Origin of the sequence: Dermacoccus nishinomiyaensis (genome assembly GCF_900447535.1) — a bacterium.
In the GTDB taxonomy this organism is placed as follows: domain Bacteria; phylum Actinomycetota; class Actinomycetes; order Actinomycetales; family Dermatophilaceae; genus Dermacoccus; species Dermacoccus nishinomiyaensis.
Genome location: NZ_UFXX01000001.1, coordinates 1344965 through 1361570, shown reverse-complemented (window position 1 = coordinate 1361570; position 16606 = coordinate 1344965). Strand labels below are relative to the sequence as shown.

The 16606-nt window shown below is 68.4% G+C and carries 15 protein-coding genes; 7 read left to right on the top strand and 8 right to left on the bottom strand.

From position 1 onward, the window contains the following. Positions 1–39: 39 nt before the first annotated feature. The 6 genes from DYE07_RS06400 to DYE07_RS06375 form a co-directional block, all read right to left on the bottom strand. Positions 40–2079, bottom strand: a complete 2040-nt coding sequence (locus tag DYE07_RS06400; protein WP_062257438.1) for a PhoX family protein — start codon at positions 2077–2079, stop codon at positions 40–42. Between the two features lie 156 nt (positions 2080–2235). Beyond that, the gene (locus DYE07_RS06395) at positions 2236–2850 is read right to left on the bottom strand and encodes a methylated-DNA--[protein]-cysteine S-methyltransferase (RefSeq protein WP_062257441.1); all 615 of its coding nucleotides are present in this window, start codon (positions 2848–2850) and stop codon (positions 2236–2238) included. Then, on the bottom strand, positions 2850–3437 hold the full coding sequence (locus DYE07_RS06390; RefSeq protein WP_062257442.1) for an RNA polymerase sigma factor: 588 nt from the start codon (positions 3435–3437) through the stop codon (positions 2850–2852). Before DYE07_RS06390 ends, DYE07_RS06395 begins: the two co-directional genes overlap by 1 nt. A gap of 85 nt (positions 3438–3522) precedes the next feature. Continuing rightward, positions 3523–4098: a methylated-DNA--[protein]-cysteine S-methyltransferase gene (locus DYE07_RS06385; RefSeq protein WP_006945687.1), complete on the bottom strand. Its 576-nt coding sequence runs from the start codon at positions 4096–4098 to the stop codon at positions 3523–3525. Continuing rightward, positions 4095–4490 (bottom strand): MazG nucleotide pyrophosphohydrolase domain-containing protein, encoded by a 396-nt coding sequence (locus DYE07_RS06380; RefSeq protein WP_115296577.1) that lies wholly within the window; start codon positions 4488–4490, stop codon positions 4095–4097. Before DYE07_RS06380 ends, DYE07_RS06385 begins: the two co-directional genes overlap by 4 nt. Positions 4491–4619: 129 nt before the next feature. Then, positions 4620–5162, bottom strand: a complete 543-nt coding sequence (locus DYE07_RS06375; protein ID WP_115296576.1) for an O-acetyl-ADP-ribose deacetylase — start codon at positions 5160–5162, stop codon at positions 4620–4622. Positions 5163–5426: 264 nt separating this feature from the next. Between DYE07_RS06375 and DYE07_RS06370 the strand changes: the two genes are divergently transcribed. After that, entirely contained in the window at positions 5427–7121 is a 1695-nt protein-coding gene (locus DYE07_RS06370; RefSeq protein ID WP_083607266.1) for a long-chain-fatty-acid--CoA ligase, read from the top strand. Positions 7122–7226: 105 nt separating this feature from the next. Here the strand turns inward: DYE07_RS06370 and DYE07_RS06365 are convergent, their stop codons facing one another. Next, positions 7227–8750, bottom strand: a complete 1524-nt coding sequence (locus DYE07_RS06365) for an MFS transporter (RefSeq protein WP_006945703.1) — start codon at positions 8748–8750, stop codon at positions 7227–7229. 387 nt (positions 8751–9137) lie between these two features. Between DYE07_RS06365 and DYE07_RS06360 the strand changes: the two genes are divergently transcribed. Together DYE07_RS06360 and DYE07_RS06350 are read left to right on the top strand one after the other, a co-directional pair. Further along, positions 9138–10658 carry an amino acid permease gene (locus tag DYE07_RS06360; RefSeq protein WP_115296575.1) on the top strand — a complete coding sequence of 507 codons (1521 nt, stop codon included), beginning with the start codon at positions 9138–9140 and terminating at the stop codon, positions 10656–10658. 773 nt (positions 10659–11431) lie between these two features. Then, the gene (locus DYE07_RS06350) at positions 11432–11653 is read left to right on the top strand and encodes a glycosyltransferase family 2 protein (protein ID WP_062257452.1); all 222 of its coding nucleotides are present in this window, start codon (positions 11432–11434) and stop codon (positions 11651–11653) included. Here the strand turns inward: DYE07_RS06350 and DYE07_RS06345 are convergent. After that, positions 11623–11916: a GNAT family N-acetyltransferase gene (locus tag DYE07_RS06345; protein WP_074045974.1), complete on the bottom strand. Its 294-nt coding sequence runs from the start codon at positions 11914–11916 to the stop codon at positions 11623–11625. The two genes, DYE07_RS06350 and DYE07_RS06345, sit on opposite strands and share 31 nt — an antisense overlap. A 167-nt stretch (positions 11917–12083) precedes the next feature. Here DYE07_RS06345 and DYE07_RS06340 point away from each other — a divergent pair, with 167 nt between their 5' ends. The 4 genes from DYE07_RS06340 to DYE07_RS06330 all read left to right on the top strand — a co-directional run bounded on the left by DYE07_RS06340 (position 12084) and on the right by DYE07_RS06330 (position 16567). Further along, positions 12084–13247, top strand: a complete 1164-nt coding sequence (locus DYE07_RS06340) for a phosphatase domain-containing protein (protein WP_074045975.1) — start codon at positions 12084–12086, stop codon at positions 13245–13247. 151 nt (positions 13248–13398) lie between these two features. Then, positions 13399–13584 (top strand): hypothetical protein, encoded by a 186-nt coding sequence (locus DYE07_RS14495; RefSeq protein WP_136788793.1) that lies wholly within the window; start codon positions 13399–13401, stop codon positions 13582–13584. A gap of 114 nt (positions 13585–13698) precedes the next feature. Continuing rightward, positions 13699–15792: a thioredoxin domain-containing protein gene (locus DYE07_RS06335; protein ID WP_074045976.1), complete on the top strand. Its 2094-nt coding sequence runs from the start codon at positions 13699–13701 to the stop codon at positions 15790–15792. Positions 15793–15955: 163 nt separating this feature from the next. Further along, positions 15956–16567, top strand: a complete 612-nt coding sequence (locus DYE07_RS06330) for an antibiotic biosynthesis monooxygenase (RefSeq protein WP_074045977.1) — start codon at positions 15956–15958, stop codon at positions 16565–16567. The last annotated feature ends 39 nt before the right edge of the window (positions 16568–16606 follow it).

Here is a 16606-nt window from a genome sequence, read left to right as displayed (position 1 = left end):
GTCTGACCTCACGCCTCACGCTCGGTCAGACGAGCATCGTCATTTCGCGTAGGAGACGATGACCGACGGGCGGGGGAAGGCGTCCGTGTGCGGCCACGTGCTCGTCGGCTTCTCGAACGTCGCGTCGTCGGTCTCGCCCGGGTGCTGCACGGCCGTGAAGACGGAAAGCTGGTCCGGGCTGACGAGCGGCCCGCAGGTCTCGGCGCCGAAGGGCACCGTGAGGAACTGCTGGACGCGGCCGCGCTCCGGCCCGTTCGTCGGGACACGGAAGAGCCCGTCGTTGGAACCGAGCTGGTTGCCGTCGGTGGAGATCCACAGGTTGCCGACGGCGTCGAAGGCGACGTTGTCGGGGCAGCTGATCGGGCTGACGTGCTCCTTCGGGAAGCCGGCGAAGTACGTCTCCTGCGCGGCCGGGTCACCGCAGATGAGCATGAGATCCCAGGTGAAGTCGGTCGAGGTCTCGTACCCCTTGCCGCAGGAGCGGCCACGGCCCTCCGTGATCTCGAGGATGTATCCGTTGCGGTTGCCGGACGTGGCCGTGAGCGGCTCGCCCAGCTTCTTGCGTGTCATCGACGAGGCCAGGGGATTGGCCTCGTCCGTGGTGAACTTCTTGCCGCGGTCGGAGTTGTTCGTCAGCGCGCAGTAGATCTTGCCGTTGACGGGGTTCGGCTCGATGTCCTCGGGGCGGTCCATGCGCGTCGGACCGACCTTGTCGGCCGCCAGGCGCGTGTGGACGAGCACCTCCGCGACGCTCATGCCCGGAACGTACGACTTCTTCTCGCTCGTGAGCGGGATCCACGTGCCCGTGCCGTCGTGGACGCCGTCGGCGTCGCCGTCACCGGTGAACTTCGCGACGTAGAGCGTGCCGGCGGACAGCAGTGTCTTGTTGTGGCGGCGTGCGGCGGGCGAGGCACTGCGCTGGTAGCGGTCACGTGAGACGAACTTGTAGATGTACTCGCCCTTCTCGTCGTCGCCGGTGTAGGCGACGACGCGGCCGTCACGTGCGATCGTGACGTTGCAGCCTTCGTGCTTCACGCGGCCGAGCATCGTGTGCTTGACGGGCGGGGCGGACGGGTCGAGCGGGTCGAGCTCGACGATCCAACCGAAGCGGTTGGCCTCGTTCGGGGTCTTCGTCAGGTCGAAGCGCTCGTCGACGTCCTTCCACCCCTTGCCCTGGCCGGTGATGCCGTACCGCTTGTAGGCATCGGCCTGCTTGGGGTCGAGCGCGCCGGAGGCGTCGAAGTAACCGTGGAAGTTCTCCTCGCCGTGCAGCGTCGTGCCCCACGGTGTGGTGCCGCCGGAGCAGTTGGCGAAGGTGCCGAGGATCGTCGTGCCCTTGGGGTCAGCCTTGGTGCGCAGCAGCTCGTGACCAGCGGCGGGGCCGTCGACGCGCAGCGGCGTGCTGGCCGTGATGCGGCGGTTGTAGCGCGAGCAGCGCGGGTCGCTGGCCTTCCATGACCCCTTGGCCCGGCCCTTCTCGATGGCGACGACCGCCAGACCGTGCGCGGCCATCTCGATCTTCTTCTTGAGCAGCTCGTCCGTCCCGGTCGGGAACATCAGTTCCGGGTCGGTGTACTCGTGGTTGACGCTCAGCAGGGCGCGGCGACCGTCGAGCGGGATGATGCCGACATAGTCGTTGTTGTAACCGAACTGCTGCGCCTGTGCCTCGGGCGTCTGGTGGTGGACGTCGAAACGCGGTGCGCGCTTGGTGACGGGGTCGCCCCAACGGATGATCACGTCGTGCGTGAACCCTTCGGCGTTGACGACGTCATCCTTGCGGTTCGGCGCGACGGAGGTGAAGGAGGCTCGCCCGACGTTGCGCTCGGGTCGCGGGTGGTGGCCGTGCGCAGTGTCCGCCGCAGCAGCCTGCGCGCCGAAACCGGCGAGCACCATGGCGCCCGCGGAGCCCGTGAGCATCGCGCGACGGGCGATGGCACGCTGAGCGAGAGTCTGGAACTCCTCGTTGCCTGAGGTGTTCGGCGTCGGCGCGTCGCACTGGTTGGCGCAGCGGTACTCGCACGTCTTCGCGCTGCGCGAACCGTGGCGGGTATTGATGAGGGGGAGCAGCTTGGGGCTCATGGGGTCTCCTCGCCGGGGCGGAAAGTCGGGAGCTGATCAGGGCGGACGGTGGGGGCGCCCACGCGGGTCGATCCTTGGGCGTCGAGGCAGACACGAGACGTCGCGCAGATGTCGTCGGCGTAAACCCTGAGAGCCGGCTGCATGACTTAGGTGGGCCTAAGGCGCGGCGGCGGACTCGAGCTCGAGCAACCGCTGCTTCGCCTCGACGCCGCCGAGGTAGTTGCCGAGGGAGCCGTCGCTGCGCACGACCCGGTGACAGGGGAGCACGATGGGTAGCGGATTGCTCGCGCAGGCACTGCCGACGGCGCGAACCGCGCGGGGGCGTCCCGTCGAGGAGGCGAGATCGGCGTAGCTGATGGTGCGGCCGTAGGGAATCGTGGGCAGGCTCGACTGCACCTCCCGTCGGAAGGGGGCGGTCGACAACGACAGGTCGGGCGTCACGCTGAACTCCACGCGCACCCCGGTGAAGTACAGGTCGAGCTGGCGGCGCAGGGTGTCGGCGCGCCGGGGTGAGCGCAGCGTGCGGCGTCCGAGACGTTCACCGAGGTCGTCGAGCACGGCGTCGAAGCCCTCCGACTCGAACGCGACGCGGACGACGGCGTCGTCGCGGAAGGCGAGCAGGAGCCGGCCGAGCAGCGTCTCGTGCGTCGTCCACACGACGTCGACGTCCCGCGGACGCACATGTTCGAGCAGCCGATTCGTCAGCGCCTCGGTCGATGCCGCGTCGGTGAAGGCGTCGATGGTCGTGGTGAACACGTCGTCGCTGGTCATCAGGTGTCCTCTCGGGTCGGGATGAGTCGATGACGCAGCGCGGCGATGGCGTCGGCTCCGCAACGTCGGGCGGCCGCCGTCGAGCAGCCGAGCTTGTCGGCGATCTCCGGGTAGGTCCACTGCCCCACGTAGCGGTGCACGACAACGAACTGCTGCCGTTCGCTCAGAGCGCCCACGTGGCTCCACAACTCGCCGTCCCAGGCCCCGACGTCGGCGCCCGGGTGGACGTCGTCGACGAACAGGCGTTGAAGCGCCTGCCCGGCGTCGTCGTCCTTGACGGCTCCGGCGCCGAGGCGCCGCGATCGAGTCGAGTCGTGGGCCGCCTCGAGATCGCGGACGGGCTCGGGGTGTGGTGCGGCGCGTCGATTCCGTCGCACGATGTCGACGCTCTTGTGCCGCGCCACGCGCACGAGCCATGCCTCGACGTCTTCGATGTCGTCGAACGGGTAGCCCCGCAGAGCCGCGAGAAACGTCTCGGACCAGGCGTCCTCCGCGTCCGCACCGGGCCCGAGGGTCGCGGCGCACACGCGCAGAACCGTCGGCCCATGGCGTTCCACGATCTCGTGGAAGAGCGGTTGCTGTGTCATCACTCAGGAGTCGTCCGAGAACGACGAAGTGTGAGGTCGGCGAGAGAACTTTTTTCGCAACCGAGCCGAGCGGCGCGAGAACCGTTTAGAACAAACGGGATTCACGGGTCGTCTCGCTCTCCTCGTGGGCGAGGAGCCAGCGTTTGCGATCCAGGCCGCCGGCGAAGCCGACGAGGGAACCGCCCGAGCCGACGACGCGGTGGCACGGCACGATGACGCTGATCGGGTTGTGACCGACGGCCTGCCCGACGCCCTGTGCCTGGCCAGGGGTGGCGACTCCGTCGGGTGAGAGCGACGCCGACAGCTCGCCATACGTCGTCGTCTCGCCGGGAGGGATCTGCAGCAACAGCTCCCAGACGCTGCGTTGGAACGGGGTGCCGAGCGTAGCGAGCGGAAGGTCGAAATCGGTCCGCTCCCCAGCGAACCAGGCGGTGAGTTGCTGCGCGACGGCGTCGAGGAGGGCATCGTCACGCTGCTCCACTCGCGCCCCGAACCACGCCGCGTCCGGCTGATGCGCCTGGCCGTCGAAGTAGGCGCCGAGCACTCCGTCATCGCTCACGGCGACGAGCATGTCGCCCAGCGGCGTCGCGAGGCGGGTTGACCGACGATTCTGCGCGCTCGCGCCGTCACCGCGCAGCAGGGGAGGGCTCGCGACGGTCATGACGACGCCTGCGGGTCATCGTCGGACGGCTCGGGCCACCGATGGGCGAGTGGCTCGGGGGCCAGACCTGCGGCTCGATCGGTGTGGAACTTCTCCCACGGCAACCACTTCGTCGTCAGCGCTGATTCGATGTCGATACCCGCGCTCCGCGCGAAGACCAGGATCATGGCGAACGCGTCGGCGACTTCACCCTCGAGGTCCTGGCGCAGCTCGTCGTCGCTCTTGCCCCGGTTTCGACCCTGCCCGCTCGATGCGAGATAGGCCTGCGTGAGCTCCCCGACCTCCTCGGTGAGCTTGAGCAGGACCCACTCCGGCGTGCGCTCCACAGCGAAGTACTCGCCGTACGCAGCCGAGATGCCCTCGATGCGTCCACTCCACTCGTTCAGCTCCATGGTTGAAGCCAACCACGCGGCGCCGACAAGCCATCGAACGTGGCCACCCAACCGGCCCGCAGGAACGCTCCCCGCACCATGCCGTTGGTCGGCCCGCGAGAGATCCGACTCGCCTTGGCCGGGATGCGGTCAGGCTCGGTCGGCAGCACGTTCGAAAGCGGCGAGTGCGCGATCGTCGAACAGCACGAAACGGATCGCCCGGACATGTGCACATCGGGCGGAACGCGCCACCTCGAGAGCGATGCACGCGACCTCTTCGACGTCCCAGCCGTACACGCCCGCGCTGATGGCGGGAAAGGCCACGGAGCGGCATTCCGCCTCGTCGGCGATCCGCAATGACTCGGCGAAACAGGAGCTTAGAAGAGCCGGATCCGTCTGGCCCGCATGACGATTCGGGCCGACAGTGTGGATGACGTAGTGCGCGGGCATCCGCCCCGCGCCGGTGATGACGGCCTCGCCGGTCGGCAATCCGCCCGTCAGCCGTGTCGCGCGCAGCTTGCGACACTCCTCGCGCAGCTGCGGCCCTGCTGCGGCATGGATGGCACCGTCCACGCCGCCACCGCCGAGCAGGCCCGAGTTCGCGGCGTTGACGACGGCGTCGACCTGCTCGGTCGTGATGTCGCCTCGCACGATCTCGACGGAGGGGGCCTCGTGGACTGTCACGGCGTTCATGGCACCCATCCTGCACCGCGCCGCGGTTCCGCAGATGGGGACGGGATTCGCGAATGTGACCGAAAATCGCACAGGGGGTCAGGAATCGCGACGGGGACGTAGTTCGCAGAAGGGGACAGGAATCGCCGATGGGTACTACGGGTGTAGAAGCTCGACGTGACGGGGCATACACTCGAAGACGGTGCCGGCGATCCCGCTCGGCACCTCGTGCTGTGACGAGACCAGCCGTGACGAGGCGCGACGCGCCGATGGAGGATGACGACGATGCTGACGAACGCGCTGTGGGCGAACTCCTACTCGCCCGGTGTGCCCCTGCGCCTCGATTACGGCACGGCGACGCTCGTCGATCAGTTCGACTCCGCCGTCGCGCGATTCGGCGAGCGCCCGGCCATCGACTTCATGGGGCGCGTCACGACGTACGACCAGCTCAAGGCTCAGGTCGACGCCGCCGCGGCCGGTCTGTTGGACCTCGGTGTGACGGCGGGCGACCGCGTCGCCGTCCTGCTGCCTGGCTGCCCGCAGAACGTCGTCGTCACGCAGGCGATCATGCGCATCGGCGCGATCGCGGTGCAGCACAACCCGCTCTACACGATCGGTGAGCTGCGCGCGCCGTTCGAGGACCACGAGGCCGAGGTCGTCATCGCATGGGACAAGATCAGCCCGATGCTCGTCGACCTCGCGCAGGAGAACGGCGTCCGCCACATAGTCGCGATCGACGTGACGGCGGAGCTGCCGTTCGTCAAGCGTCTCGCGCTGCGCCTGCCGGTGAAGAAGGCGCGCGAGTCGCGCGAGCGCCTCACCGGCCCGGCGCCCGAGGGCCTGCTGAGCTGGAACGACCTGCTATCACGCGGCACGCTGCCCGCCGACCACCCCAAGCCATCGGCCGGTGACCCGGCGATCATGCTCTACACCTCGGGCACGAGCGGCACCCCCAAGGGCGTCCCGCTCACGCACGCGAACCTCGCCGCCAACTGCCTGCAGGGCAAGGCGTGGGCGCAGCTGCGTGACGGTGAGGAGACGTTCCTCGTCGTCCTCCCGATGTTCCACGCGTACGGCCTGACGATCGGCGTCCTCGCGGGCATCAACCTCGGCGCGTGCCTGCTCATGCTGCCCGCCCCCGAGGTGCCGCTCATCATCGACGCCGTGAAGCGTCGCACCCCGACGTTCGCGCCGGGTGTACCGCCGCTGTACGCCCGCATCCTCGACGAGGCGGAGAAGCGCGACATCAGCCTCGAGGGCATCCGCATCGGCCTGTCGGGCGCGATGTCGCTGCCGTCCGCGCTCGTGCAACGCTGGGAGAAGGCGACGGGCGGCCACCTCATCGAGGGCTACGGCCTCACCGAGACGAGCCCAGTCGTCGTCGGCAACCCCATCTCCGACGATCGTCGCGCCGGCTCGATCGGCGTGCCGTTCCCCGACGTCGAGATCCGCCTCGCCGACCCCGAGGACGTCACGAAGGACGCGCCGGATTCCGGCCCGGGCGAGCTGCTCGTCAAGGGTCCGCAGGTCTTCGGTGGCTATTACAAGAAGCCCGAGGCGACGCAGGAGGCGTTCCACGACGGCTTCTTCCGCACCGGCGACGTCGTCGAGATGGGTGAGGGCGGCTACCTGACGGTCGTCGACCGCATCAAGGAGATGATCGTCACGGGTGGCTTCAACGTCTACCCGAGTGAGGTCGAAGGCGTGCTGCGCGAACACGACTCGATCGCTGACGCCGCCGTCGTCGGGCTGCCCGCCACCGCGGGCGGTGAGGACGTCGTCGCCGCCGTCGTGCTCGCCGACGGCCACACCGATGCTGACGCCGAGGCGCTGCGCCGCCACGTCAAGGGCAAGCTGACGGCGTACAAGGCGCCGCGTCGCTTCGTCGTCGTCGACGAACTGCCGACGAACCCGATGGGCAAGGTGCTGCGCCGCGAGGTCACCAAGCTGCTGCACGAGCACGCGAACCAGGGCGACTGAACGAGCGGTGGTCGCGGCGAGACGGCGGCGAAGGCCGCCACCCCGATCGGGTGGCGGCCTTCGTGGCTGCGAGCGCTGTGGACTCAGCGCTCGCGGCAGCGGACGTCAGTGCTTCTCGGCGTCCGAAGTGGTCCCCGCGGTTGCCGCGTTCGCGGCGTCGTGCGCGTCGAACGGCAGGTCCTCGTGGACGATGTCGGGGTTGTCGTGCTGCGTCTCGACGAGTTCGTGGGCCTCTTCGTCGGAGGCGACCGTCGGCATCGAACCCGGCAGCGGTCTGCGCGCCGACTCCTTCATCGCGAGCAATGCGATGCCGCCGAGCACGGCGAAGAACATCGTGTAGAGCGCCGGCGCGTTCTTGCTGCCGGTCCACTTGACGAGCGCTTCGCTGATCATCGGCGCGGTGCCGCCGAACAGGGAGACGGCGATGTTGTACGACAGCGCCATGCCGCCGAAGCGTGAGGCCGTCGGGAACAGCGCGGGCAGCGTCGAGGCCGACATCGCGACGTAGAAGCAGACGGAGAAGGCCAGCATGAACATCGCGACGAAGGCCAGCGTCTGGTTCTCCATCATCATGTAGGCCGGGTAGGTGAACAGCAGCGTCGAGATGATCGCGATCCAGTAGACGGGCTTGCGGCCGATCTTGTCCGACAAGCGCCCGACGAAGGGCACGGCCAGGGAGAGCGCCACGAGCGCCGGGATGGTGGCTGCAGCGGCACCCAGGGTGGTGTAGCCGTGGTTGCTCTCGAGGTAACCGGGCATGTACGACGTGAGCGAGTAGCCGGCGGTGTTCGTCGCGCCGACGAGCGCCATGGCGATGAGCAGCGGGCGCCAGTGGTGCTTGATGATGCCGACCGGGCCGAGCTGCGTCTGCGACTCGTCGATGGCGTCGTTGCTCTCGGCTGCCTCGTTGGCGGCCTGCGTGTTCTCGAACGTCGGCGACTCGTCGATCTTCATGCGGAAGTACATGGCGAGCAGGCCGAACGGCAGAGCGAGCAGGAACGGGATGCGCCAGCCCCAGTCGTCCATCGTCTCGGAGCCGAGGCCGATGCTGAACAGTGCGACGACGGCGGCGCCGACCGCGAAACCGAGGTAGGAACCGGTGTCGAGGAAGCTCGAGAAGTAGCCGCGACGCTTGTCGGGGGAGTACTCGGAGACGAACGTCGTTGCGCCCGAGTACTCACCGCCAGTGGAGAAGCCCTGGATGAGGCGGCAGATGATGAGACCGGCGAACGCCCACCAGCCGGCGGTCGAGAACGACGGCAGCAGACCGATGGCGCCCGTCGCGATCGACATGGCCAGCATCGTGATGGCGAGCGTCTTCTGACGCCCGATCTTGTCGCCGAGGGGGCCGAAGACGAGGCCACCGAAAGGGCGGGCGAGGAAGCTGACGGCGAACACGGCGAAGGTGATGATCATCTTCGTCGAGTCGTCGCCACCCTCGGGCTGGAACACCTTCGTCATCGTGGCGGCGAGGTAGCCGTAGATGCCGAAGTCGTACCATTCCATGAGGTTGCCCATGGTGGCGCCCGTGATGGCTTTCTTGAGTGGAGCTTTCTCGACCACGGTGATGTGGTCGCGTTCGAGCTCGCGGGGCTCGCCGTCCGGTGCGGCGGAAGCGGTATGGGACATGTGTGTTTCTCCTGCGCACGTTCGGGTGGGCGAAGCCGGGCCCGCAGCGCATTCGTCGCTCGTGGGTGTTCGTCTCGAATGGGAAAAAACGGTTCTCATCCCATCGCCGATGCCCCGGAATGTCCAGTGCTCGGACGCCTTGCGGCCCCGATCTGCGAGGTTCGGCACCGCTGAGGCAGCGCGGCGCCACAGCTTTGTCGCGACGATGTGATTTGCCGCACATCTCACGCCGCAGCAGGGGTTGTCGGCCCCCGTGTCGCCCCTTCTCCGGGCGGCTCGCGTTGCTACTCTGAGCCCGGCTCGCCCGCCGGGCAGGTGCCCCGGCGAGGAACCGAACGACCGGTCCTCACGCCGCGTCATCCACTTCTCGATCTCGCAGGAGACGCCATGGCCACACAGGCCGATTCCACGCCCGCCGAGCCGTCAGGGCCGGCGGGCTCCGTCGCCGACCCGACGCCTGGCGCGGGTGGTCAGAACGAGCTGCGACGCGACCTCAATGCGCGCCACCTCAACATGATCGCCATCGGCGGCGCCATCGGGACGGGCCTGTTCCTCGCCTCCGCCGGTTCGATCCACGAGGCGGGCCCCGGCGGCGCGCTCGTCGCGTACGGCGTCATCGGGTTCATGGTGTGGTTGCTCATGCAGAGCCTCGGCGAGATGTCGACGTATCTGCCGCTCGCCAACTCGTTCGAGGCGTACGGCACCCGATTCGTCAGCCGCAGCTTCGGCTTCGCGCAGGGCTGGAACTACTGGTTCAACTGGGCGATCACGGTCGCGGCGGAGATCGCGGCGGCGGGCGCCGTCGTCAACTACTGGGCGCCGGACGTCGACCAGCGTCTCGTCGCGCTCGTCTTCTTCGCCATCCTGTTCGCCATCAACGCGATCAGCGTGCGCGCCTTCGGCGAGAGCGAGTTCCTGTTCGCCTCGATCAAGGTCATCACCGTCCTCGTGTTCCTCGCCGTCGGCGTCCTCATGATCTTCGGCATCATGACGGAGGCGCCCGGCACGAAGAACTGGACCACCGGGCAGGCGCCGTTCGTCGGCGGGTTCTCGGGCATCATCGCGATCTTCATGATCGCCGGATTCAGCTTCCAGGGCACCGAGATGATCGGTGTCGCCGCCGGTGAGGCCGACGAGCCCGAGAAGACGATCCCGAAGGCCATCCGCGCCGTGTTCTTCCGCATCCTCATCTTCTACATCGGCGCGTTCGTCGTCATCGGCTTCCTGCTGCCGTACACCGACCCGCGCCTCGTCAATGCCGCTGACGGCGACATCCAGGCGTCGCCATTCACGCTGATCTTCGACAAGGTCGGCGTGGTCGGTGCGGCGAGCGTCATGAACGCGGTCATTCTCACCGCCATCCTGTCGGCCGGCTCGTCCGGTCTCTACGTCTCGACCCGCATGCTCTACGCGATGGCGCAGAAGGGTATGGCGCCCCGCTTCCTGCTCAAGACCAACCGCCGTTCCGTACCGATGCCGGCGCTGCTGCTGACGGCCCTCGTCGCGCTCGGCTGCTACGGGCTGAGCCTGCTCTCGTCCGACGCCTATGGCTGGCTCGTCGCTGCCTCCGGTCTCGCGGGGTTCATCACGTGGTGCGGTATTGCGTGGAGCCACCTCAAGTTCCGCAAGGCGTACGTCGCACAGGGTGGCCGCGTCGAGGATCTGCCGTTCCGCGCGAAGTGGTACCCGCTCGGGCCGGTCGTCGCGCTCGGCATGTGCGCGCTCGTCATCGTGCTGCAGAACAAAGACCTGATCTTCGAAGGCACCGTCGACCCCGGCGGCCTGCTCGAGAGCTACATCGGCCTGCCGCTGTTCCTCGCCGTGTGGGCCGGCCACAAGCTCGTGACGAAGTCGAAGAAGGTCGACCCGCTCGAGGCGGATCTCACGCGCACCCGCTCGCACTCCTGATGGCGGGTTGACCGGCTGGGCGCGTTGACAGGCCGTGCTGACTCGGCCAGCGCGCGGTGTTCGGTTTCGAGCTGTACCGGCGACTAATTTTCAGATGTGGGTCGCATTTTGGGATAGAAGCGATTCGTTACCGGGGTGTCGACGACCTCGTCGCGCATGTCTCGGAAGGTCTTGCGTGCCTCAGCGTTTCCTCCGCTCGAAGCCCCAGTGGTCTCCTGCACCCTCGTCGGCACCGCCGCGTCTCGCCTTCGTGACGGCGACGTCGGGAGATCTGGGTTCGCTCGAGCAGCAGCGGCGATTCCTCCGCGACGTCGCATCCGGCGTCCCGCACGTCGTCGTGGACGATCTCGCGTGAGCGCGATCGATCGCCTTGCTCGCGAACGATCCCGACGTACAGCTGCACGAGCTCGACGCGGCCGACTTGATGATCGGTCGGGCGGGCAACATGGGTGCCAGCATCGCCATCGCTCAGGGGCGTGAGGGTTTCATCCATCCCGATTCGCGCAGCATCCCACTACCAGGGTTCCTCGAGGCGTATCGCGACGCCTTTGCCGTGTGCGGCACGAGCCGCGGGTGGTTGTTCAACGGCCCCATCACCTACCTGTCGGCCGATGATGACCTGGCGGCCATGAAACGACGCAGAGTCGCGCAGCTCGTCGACCCGCACCCGCGCCGCGCGTTCCCGCCTCCTGGTGACGTGCACGCGAACGAGGACCATCGGTTGCTCCTGTCGGGCAACTTCGCCGTCCGCGTGCGCGAGTGGCGGTTGCTCGGTGGTTTCTGCCCCCGACTACCGCGACCCGGCCATCGGCGACCTCGATCTCGCGATGCGCGCCGAGCAGGCCGGGCTGTCCATGGCATGGGTCGGTGGCGCGCACGTATTGCACGCGCCGACGGCGTCGTCGACGCGTGGTGTCGAGGACCTCGCGGTGTTCGCGCGCCGTTGGGGCCACGAACCGCCCGCTCAGGAGGCCGTGACGCGCACGTCCGCGTAGTCGGGGTGCTTGTCGATCCACGACGCGACGTACGGGCAGACCGGGTCGACCTTCTTGCCGGCCGCGCGCACGTCGTCGAGCGCGGAACGGACGATCTGGCTCGCGAAACCGCGGCCACCGAAGCGCTCCGGCACGATCGTGTGCGGCATCGTGACGACGTCGCCGTCCTCGCGGTAGTCGGCGAACCCGACCTGCTCGTCGTCGAGGAAACCCTCGTAGCGGTGGGTCTCGGTGTTCTTCTTCACGGTGATGGTGTCGCTCATGCACTCACTGTGGCACGCCGAACTCGCGGGCGGGCGAGTATCCCGCGCGGTGTGTCGGTGAGGTGCGGGGCGCCGCGTCGAGGCTCGATAAGCTGTCGCCGCGGGCGTGGTGCGCCCGGGTGGCGCCGTGATCGGCTGCCGTCAGCCGTTCGGCCAGGGGAGGCCTCGTGGGTGCCACGCTCGATCTCGTCAATTCTCTTCTCGACGGCCCGACGGGGCGGCGTGATGAGAAGCAGATCCTCACGCTGCTGCGCGAGGCGCCCGCCGGTGAGCTGAACGACGTCCTCGAGAACGTCGACGCGACCAAGCTGTTCGACGACATGGACGACCGCCTCATCGGCCCCGACAACGAGACCGCCCTCATCGAGTTGCTCGCCCGCACGAGGCGTCACGAGTTGAGCATGGCGGCGCAGGTCGCCGTCATCCACGGGATGCAGGGCGGCGCGACGTCGGCTGCTATGGAGGGCGCGACCCGTGACATGCTGCTCGCCCACACGGGCAACGACCTGACGCACCTGAAGAACACGCTCAACCTCGCGAAGGGCCGACACGATCTGGAGGGTCTCGTCTTCGCCGACATCGACGACGACGTCATCCGCGCCGAGATTCTCGACCACTTCGCCGCGTCCTCGTCGCTCGAGGGTGAGCGGCAGGCGAAGACCCTGTCCGACATCGACGACACCGCCCTGGCGAAGATCCACGAGACGCGTTACCCGCGCGGAACCGTCATCCCGGGCATCATCGCGTTCTACGAAGCACTCGACCTCGGACCTCGTGACGCGCCGCTCTCGCGCGGTGACCTGACGTTCGTCACGGCGCGGCCTGCGGATGCCCTGGGGTTGATGAAGAGCTACAGCCGCGAGTCACTCACCAAGGCCGGGTTCGCGGATCTGTCGATCATGACGGGCAGCATCTTCCATCTCGCGACGCACGACGCGATGGCCGCGAAGAAGGTCGCCAACATCGCGCACTACGCGACCTTGTTTCCCGAGTACGACCTCGTGTTCGTCGGCGATTCGGGGCAGGGGGACATCGCCGTCGGCGAGCAGATCTTGCAGGCGCACGGTGACGTCGTCAAGGCCGTCTTCATCCACGACGTCGTGGCCCTGGATGCCGGACGCCGCGCCGAACTCGCCGCGAAGGGGATCTGGGTGGTCGACACCTACGTCGGTGCGGCCGCCAAGGCTCACGAGTTGGGGTTGATCTCCGAGGCGGGCGTGCAGCGCGTCATCGACGAGACCCACCGGCTGCTCGACGACGTCGAGTGGGGATCGTCCGAGCAGGAGCGTGCCATGCGCGAGCTGGTGGAACGGGACGCGTCGGGCCGGTGACCGCCTGATGGCGCTGCGATGGCGTCACGATGAAGGCGTGCCTCCGCGCGTCGGCCGCCCGGGCTCCGGCGAATGTGACATATGTCAATGCAACCATCCCCCGCCGCGCGTCGGGGTTCCGCTATGAGCGCAAACCTGTCAGGGTGGAGGCATGAGCCTTGGAGCAGCGTTGGGTCTGGCCGTTCTCGTCGTCGTGACCATGTTCGTTCTCGTCTTCGTGATGGCGGGAGTCGAGACACGGATGTTCGACGACGTCATGGTCACGCCGGACGCTGAGACCGACGAGGCGCCCGTCGCGGCGCTCGAGCCGGCGGCCGAGTTGTCGCGGGCCGCCTGAACCGGATACCTGACGATGTGCGCCCCCTTCACGTGATGATCGTGACGGGGGCGCTCTGCATGCTGAATCCCTTGGGATGACGCGGTTGTCGGTGTCGGGGCCTAGCTTGGGGTCATGGCCAACCGACTCGCTGCCTCGCTGAGCCCCTACCTGCGCCAGCACGCCGACAACCCCGTCGACTGGCACGAATGGGGTGACGAGGCGTTCGCCGAGGCACGACATCGTGACGTGCCCGTGCTGCTGTCCGTCGGCTACGCGGCGTGCCACTGGTGCCACGTCATGGCGCACGAGTCGTTCGAGGACGCAGCCATCGCGGCGCAGCTCGCCGAGGGGTTCGTCGCGGTCAAGGTCGATCGTGAGGAGCGCCCCGACGTCGACGCCGTCTACATGAACGTCACGCAGGCGCTCACCGGGCACGGCGGCTGGCCGATGACGGTGTTGCTGACGCCGGACGGTGAGCCCTTCTACGCCGGAACCTACTTCCCGCGTGAGCAGTTCTCGTCGCTGCTGCACTCGATCGGTGAGTTGTGGCGTGACGATCGGGCGCGCGTCGAGGGAGCAGCGCGTTCCATCGTCGAGGCGATGCAGACGCGCTCGCCTGCCGACGCGACGGGTTTGGGGCCTGGGGGAGATGACCTGCTCGGGCAGGGCGATCGGGCTGAACGACAGCTCGTGGGGGTCGATCTGACGCGTGCCGTCGTCGGCCTGCGTCGCCAGTTCGACGACGGCCGGGGCGGCTTCGGTGGCGCGCCCAAGTTCCCGCCGTCGATGACGCTCGAGCACCTGCTGCGTCACCACGCCCGCACGGGCGACGCGGACGCCCTCGCGATGGCTCGCCGCACGGGCGAGGCGATGGCGCGCGGTGGCATGTACGACCAGCTCGACGGAGGGTTCGCGCGCTACAGCGTCGACGCCGACTGGGTCGTGCCGCACTTCGAGAAGATGCTGTACGACAACGCGCAACTGCTGCGGGTGTACGCGCATCTGTGGCGCGCGACCGGCGACGACTGGGCGCGTCGCGTGACCTACGAGGCGGCCGACTTCATCATGCGGCGCCTCGGCACCAGTGAGGGGGCGTTTGCCTCCGCGCTGGATGCTGACACCGACGGCGTCGAAGGCCTCACCTACGTATGGAACGCGGAGGAGCTCGTCGAGGTGCTGGGCCGCGGCGACGGCGCGCGCGCCGCTGAGCTTCTCGGCGTCACCCTTCACGGCACGTTCGAAGACGGCCGCTCGACCCTGCAGCTGCGTCGTGACCCCGCCGAGCTTTTCTCGCCCGAGGTGCTGGGTGACCGCTCCCCGGACGCGTGGTGGTCAGACGTTCGGGCCAGGCTGCGCTCGGTGCGGGCCGAGCGCCCGCAGCCGGCCCGTGACGACAAGGTCGTCACGTCATGGAACGGCCTCGCCATCGCCGCGCTCGCCGAGGCCGGGATGATCCTCGAACAACCCTCGTGGGTGGCGGCGGCGCGGGAGGCGGCTGACGTCGTGCTCGCGACCCACGTCGTCGACGGGCGGTTGCGGCGGGCGTCGCTCAAAGGCCGGGTGAGCGAGGCGCTCGCCTGCGCCGATGACTACGGCAACCTCGCCGAGGGGCTGTTGGTGCTGCATCAGGCGAATGGCGAGACGCGCCATGCCGAGGTGGCGATCGGTCTGCTCGACGACGCGGCGCGCCTGTTCTTCGACGGCGACACCGTGTACGACACGGGGTCGGACGCGTCGCAGCTCTTCATCAGGCCGCGCTCCGACGGCGACAACGCCGAACCGTGCGGCGCGTCGTCGCTCGCCTCGGCGTACGTCATGGCGTTCGCTCTGACGGGGCACGGCGAATACCGCGAGCGAGCTCTTGCCTGCCTGTCCGGCCTCGTGGGTGTGATGGCGTCGAACCCGCGGTTCGCCGGCTGGGCGCTCGCTGCGGCGGAGGCGCTCGCTGCGGGGCCGGTGCAGGTCGCCGTCGTCGACCCTGCGGATGGGGGTGCGGCTGCGGGGTCCGTCGATGGGCCGCCTGATGCGGCCGAGGCGGATGAGATGTGGCTGCGCGCCTGGCGTTCGACGAGTCCGGGGTTGGTGCGTGTTCGTGGCGCTGCCGACGCCGGCGGGGTGCCGTTGCTGGCAGATCGCCCTGCGGTCGACGGCCAGGCGACGGCGTACGTGTGCCGGGGCTTCGTGTGCGATGCCCCCGTGACGAGGGCGGACGAGATGAACATCTGAGGTGCGCCGCGCGGGCGGCGAGCGCCGATCGTCGTGGGGGTGATGAGGGTGGGCGGTACGGGTGCCCAGGGCGTGCTGCCTGGGCGGCGAGCGTCGTCGGCGTGACGCATGTGACACCGGTTCGGTTCGTTGTCTGCGCCGTGCATGCCCGACGATGACGGGTATGACGAATGCTGTCGCTGCCGCGCCGACCGCGCCTGACGAGGCGCCCGTGACGGTGTCGTTCACGCGCCACATGAGCACCGACAACGAGACTCAGGTGCTGGCCTGGGTGCATGCCGGCATGGCGATGGCGGAGAAGTTCGAGGGCTTCCTCGGCACCGGGTGGGTGCGCTCGTCGAGCAACTCGCAGGAATGGCACATGCTGTGTCGTTTCCGCAATCAGGCGTGCCTCGACGCGTGGGATCGCAGCCCCGAGCGCGCCTGGTGGTTGTCGTTCGGTGCGGACATCGTGCAGCACACCCGCGGCGAGAAGCGCGTCGGCATCGAGGGATGGTTCGACGAGCCGTCGCACAGCAGTGACGTCGTCCTGCCCGGCGAAGCGCCCGCGCCCGGCCGTCGTCTCGCGCCGCCGCGGTGGAAGCAGGCCACGATGATCTGGGCGGTGTTCTTCCCGATGTCGGTGCTTGCCGCCTACCTGCTGCAGCCGCACATCGCGAGCCTGCACGTCGTGTTGCGCACGCTGATCCAGACGTCGATCCTCACGCCGCTCATGACCTACATCATGCTGCCGTTCACCACCCGCGTGCTCGACGAGTGGCTGCACGAGGAGTGACGGCTGCGCCGGCGTGACGCGGACGTCAGAGCTGCGGCG

What these genes read in the sequence shown, in the direction of transcription:
- DYE07_RS06400 (WP_062257438.1), bottom strand. Translation starts at nt 2,079, where the DNA reads ATGAGCCCCAAGCTGCTCCCCCTCATCAATACCCGCCACGGTTCGCGC.
- DYE07_RS06395 (WP_062257441.1), bottom strand. Translation starts at nt 2,850, where the DNA reads ATGACCAGCGACGACGTGTTCACCACGACCATCGACGCCTTCACCGAC.
- DYE07_RS06390 (WP_062257442.1), bottom strand. Translation starts at nt 3,437, where the DNA reads ATGACACAGCAACCGCTCTTCCACGAGATCGTGGAACGCCATGGGCCG.
- DYE07_RS06385 (WP_006945687.1), bottom strand. Translation starts at nt 4,098, where the DNA reads ATGACCGTCGCGAGCCCTCCCCTGCTGCGCGGTGACGGCGCGAGCGCG.
- DYE07_RS06380 (WP_115296577.1), bottom strand. Translation starts at nt 4,490, where the DNA reads ATGGAGCTGAACGAGTGGAGTGGACGCATCGAGGGCATCTCGGCTGCG.
- DYE07_RS06375 (WP_115296576.1), bottom strand. Translation starts at nt 5,162, where the DNA reads ATGAACGCCGTGACAGTCCACGAGGCCCCCTCCGTCGAGATCGTGCGA.
- DYE07_RS06370 (WP_083607266.1), top strand. Translation starts at nt 5,427, where the DNA reads ATGCTGACGAACGCGCTGTGGGCGAACTCCTACTCGCCCGGTGTGCCC.
- DYE07_RS06365 (WP_006945703.1), bottom strand. Translation starts at nt 8,750, where the DNA reads ATGTCCCATACCGCTTCCGCCGCACCGGACGGCGAGCCCCGCGAGCTC.
- DYE07_RS06360 (WP_115296575.1), top strand. Translation starts at nt 9,138, where the DNA reads ATGGCCACACAGGCCGATTCCACGCCCGCCGAGCCGTCAGGGCCGGCG.
- DYE07_RS06345 (WP_074045974.1), bottom strand. Translation starts at nt 11,916, where the DNA reads ATGAGCGACACCATCACCGTGAAGAAGAACACCGAGACCCACCGCTAC.
- DYE07_RS14495 (WP_136788793.1), top strand. Translation starts at nt 13,399, where the DNA reads ATGAGCCTTGGAGCAGCGTTGGGTCTGGCCGTTCTCGTCGTCGTGACC.
- DYE07_RS06335 (WP_074045976.1), top strand. Translation starts at nt 13,699, where the DNA reads ATGGCCAACCGACTCGCTGCCTCGCTGAGCCCCTACCTGCGCCAGCAC.
- DYE07_RS06330 (WP_074045977.1), top strand. Translation starts at nt 15,956, where the DNA reads ATGACGAATGCTGTCGCTGCCGCGCCGACCGCGCCTGACGAGGCGCCC.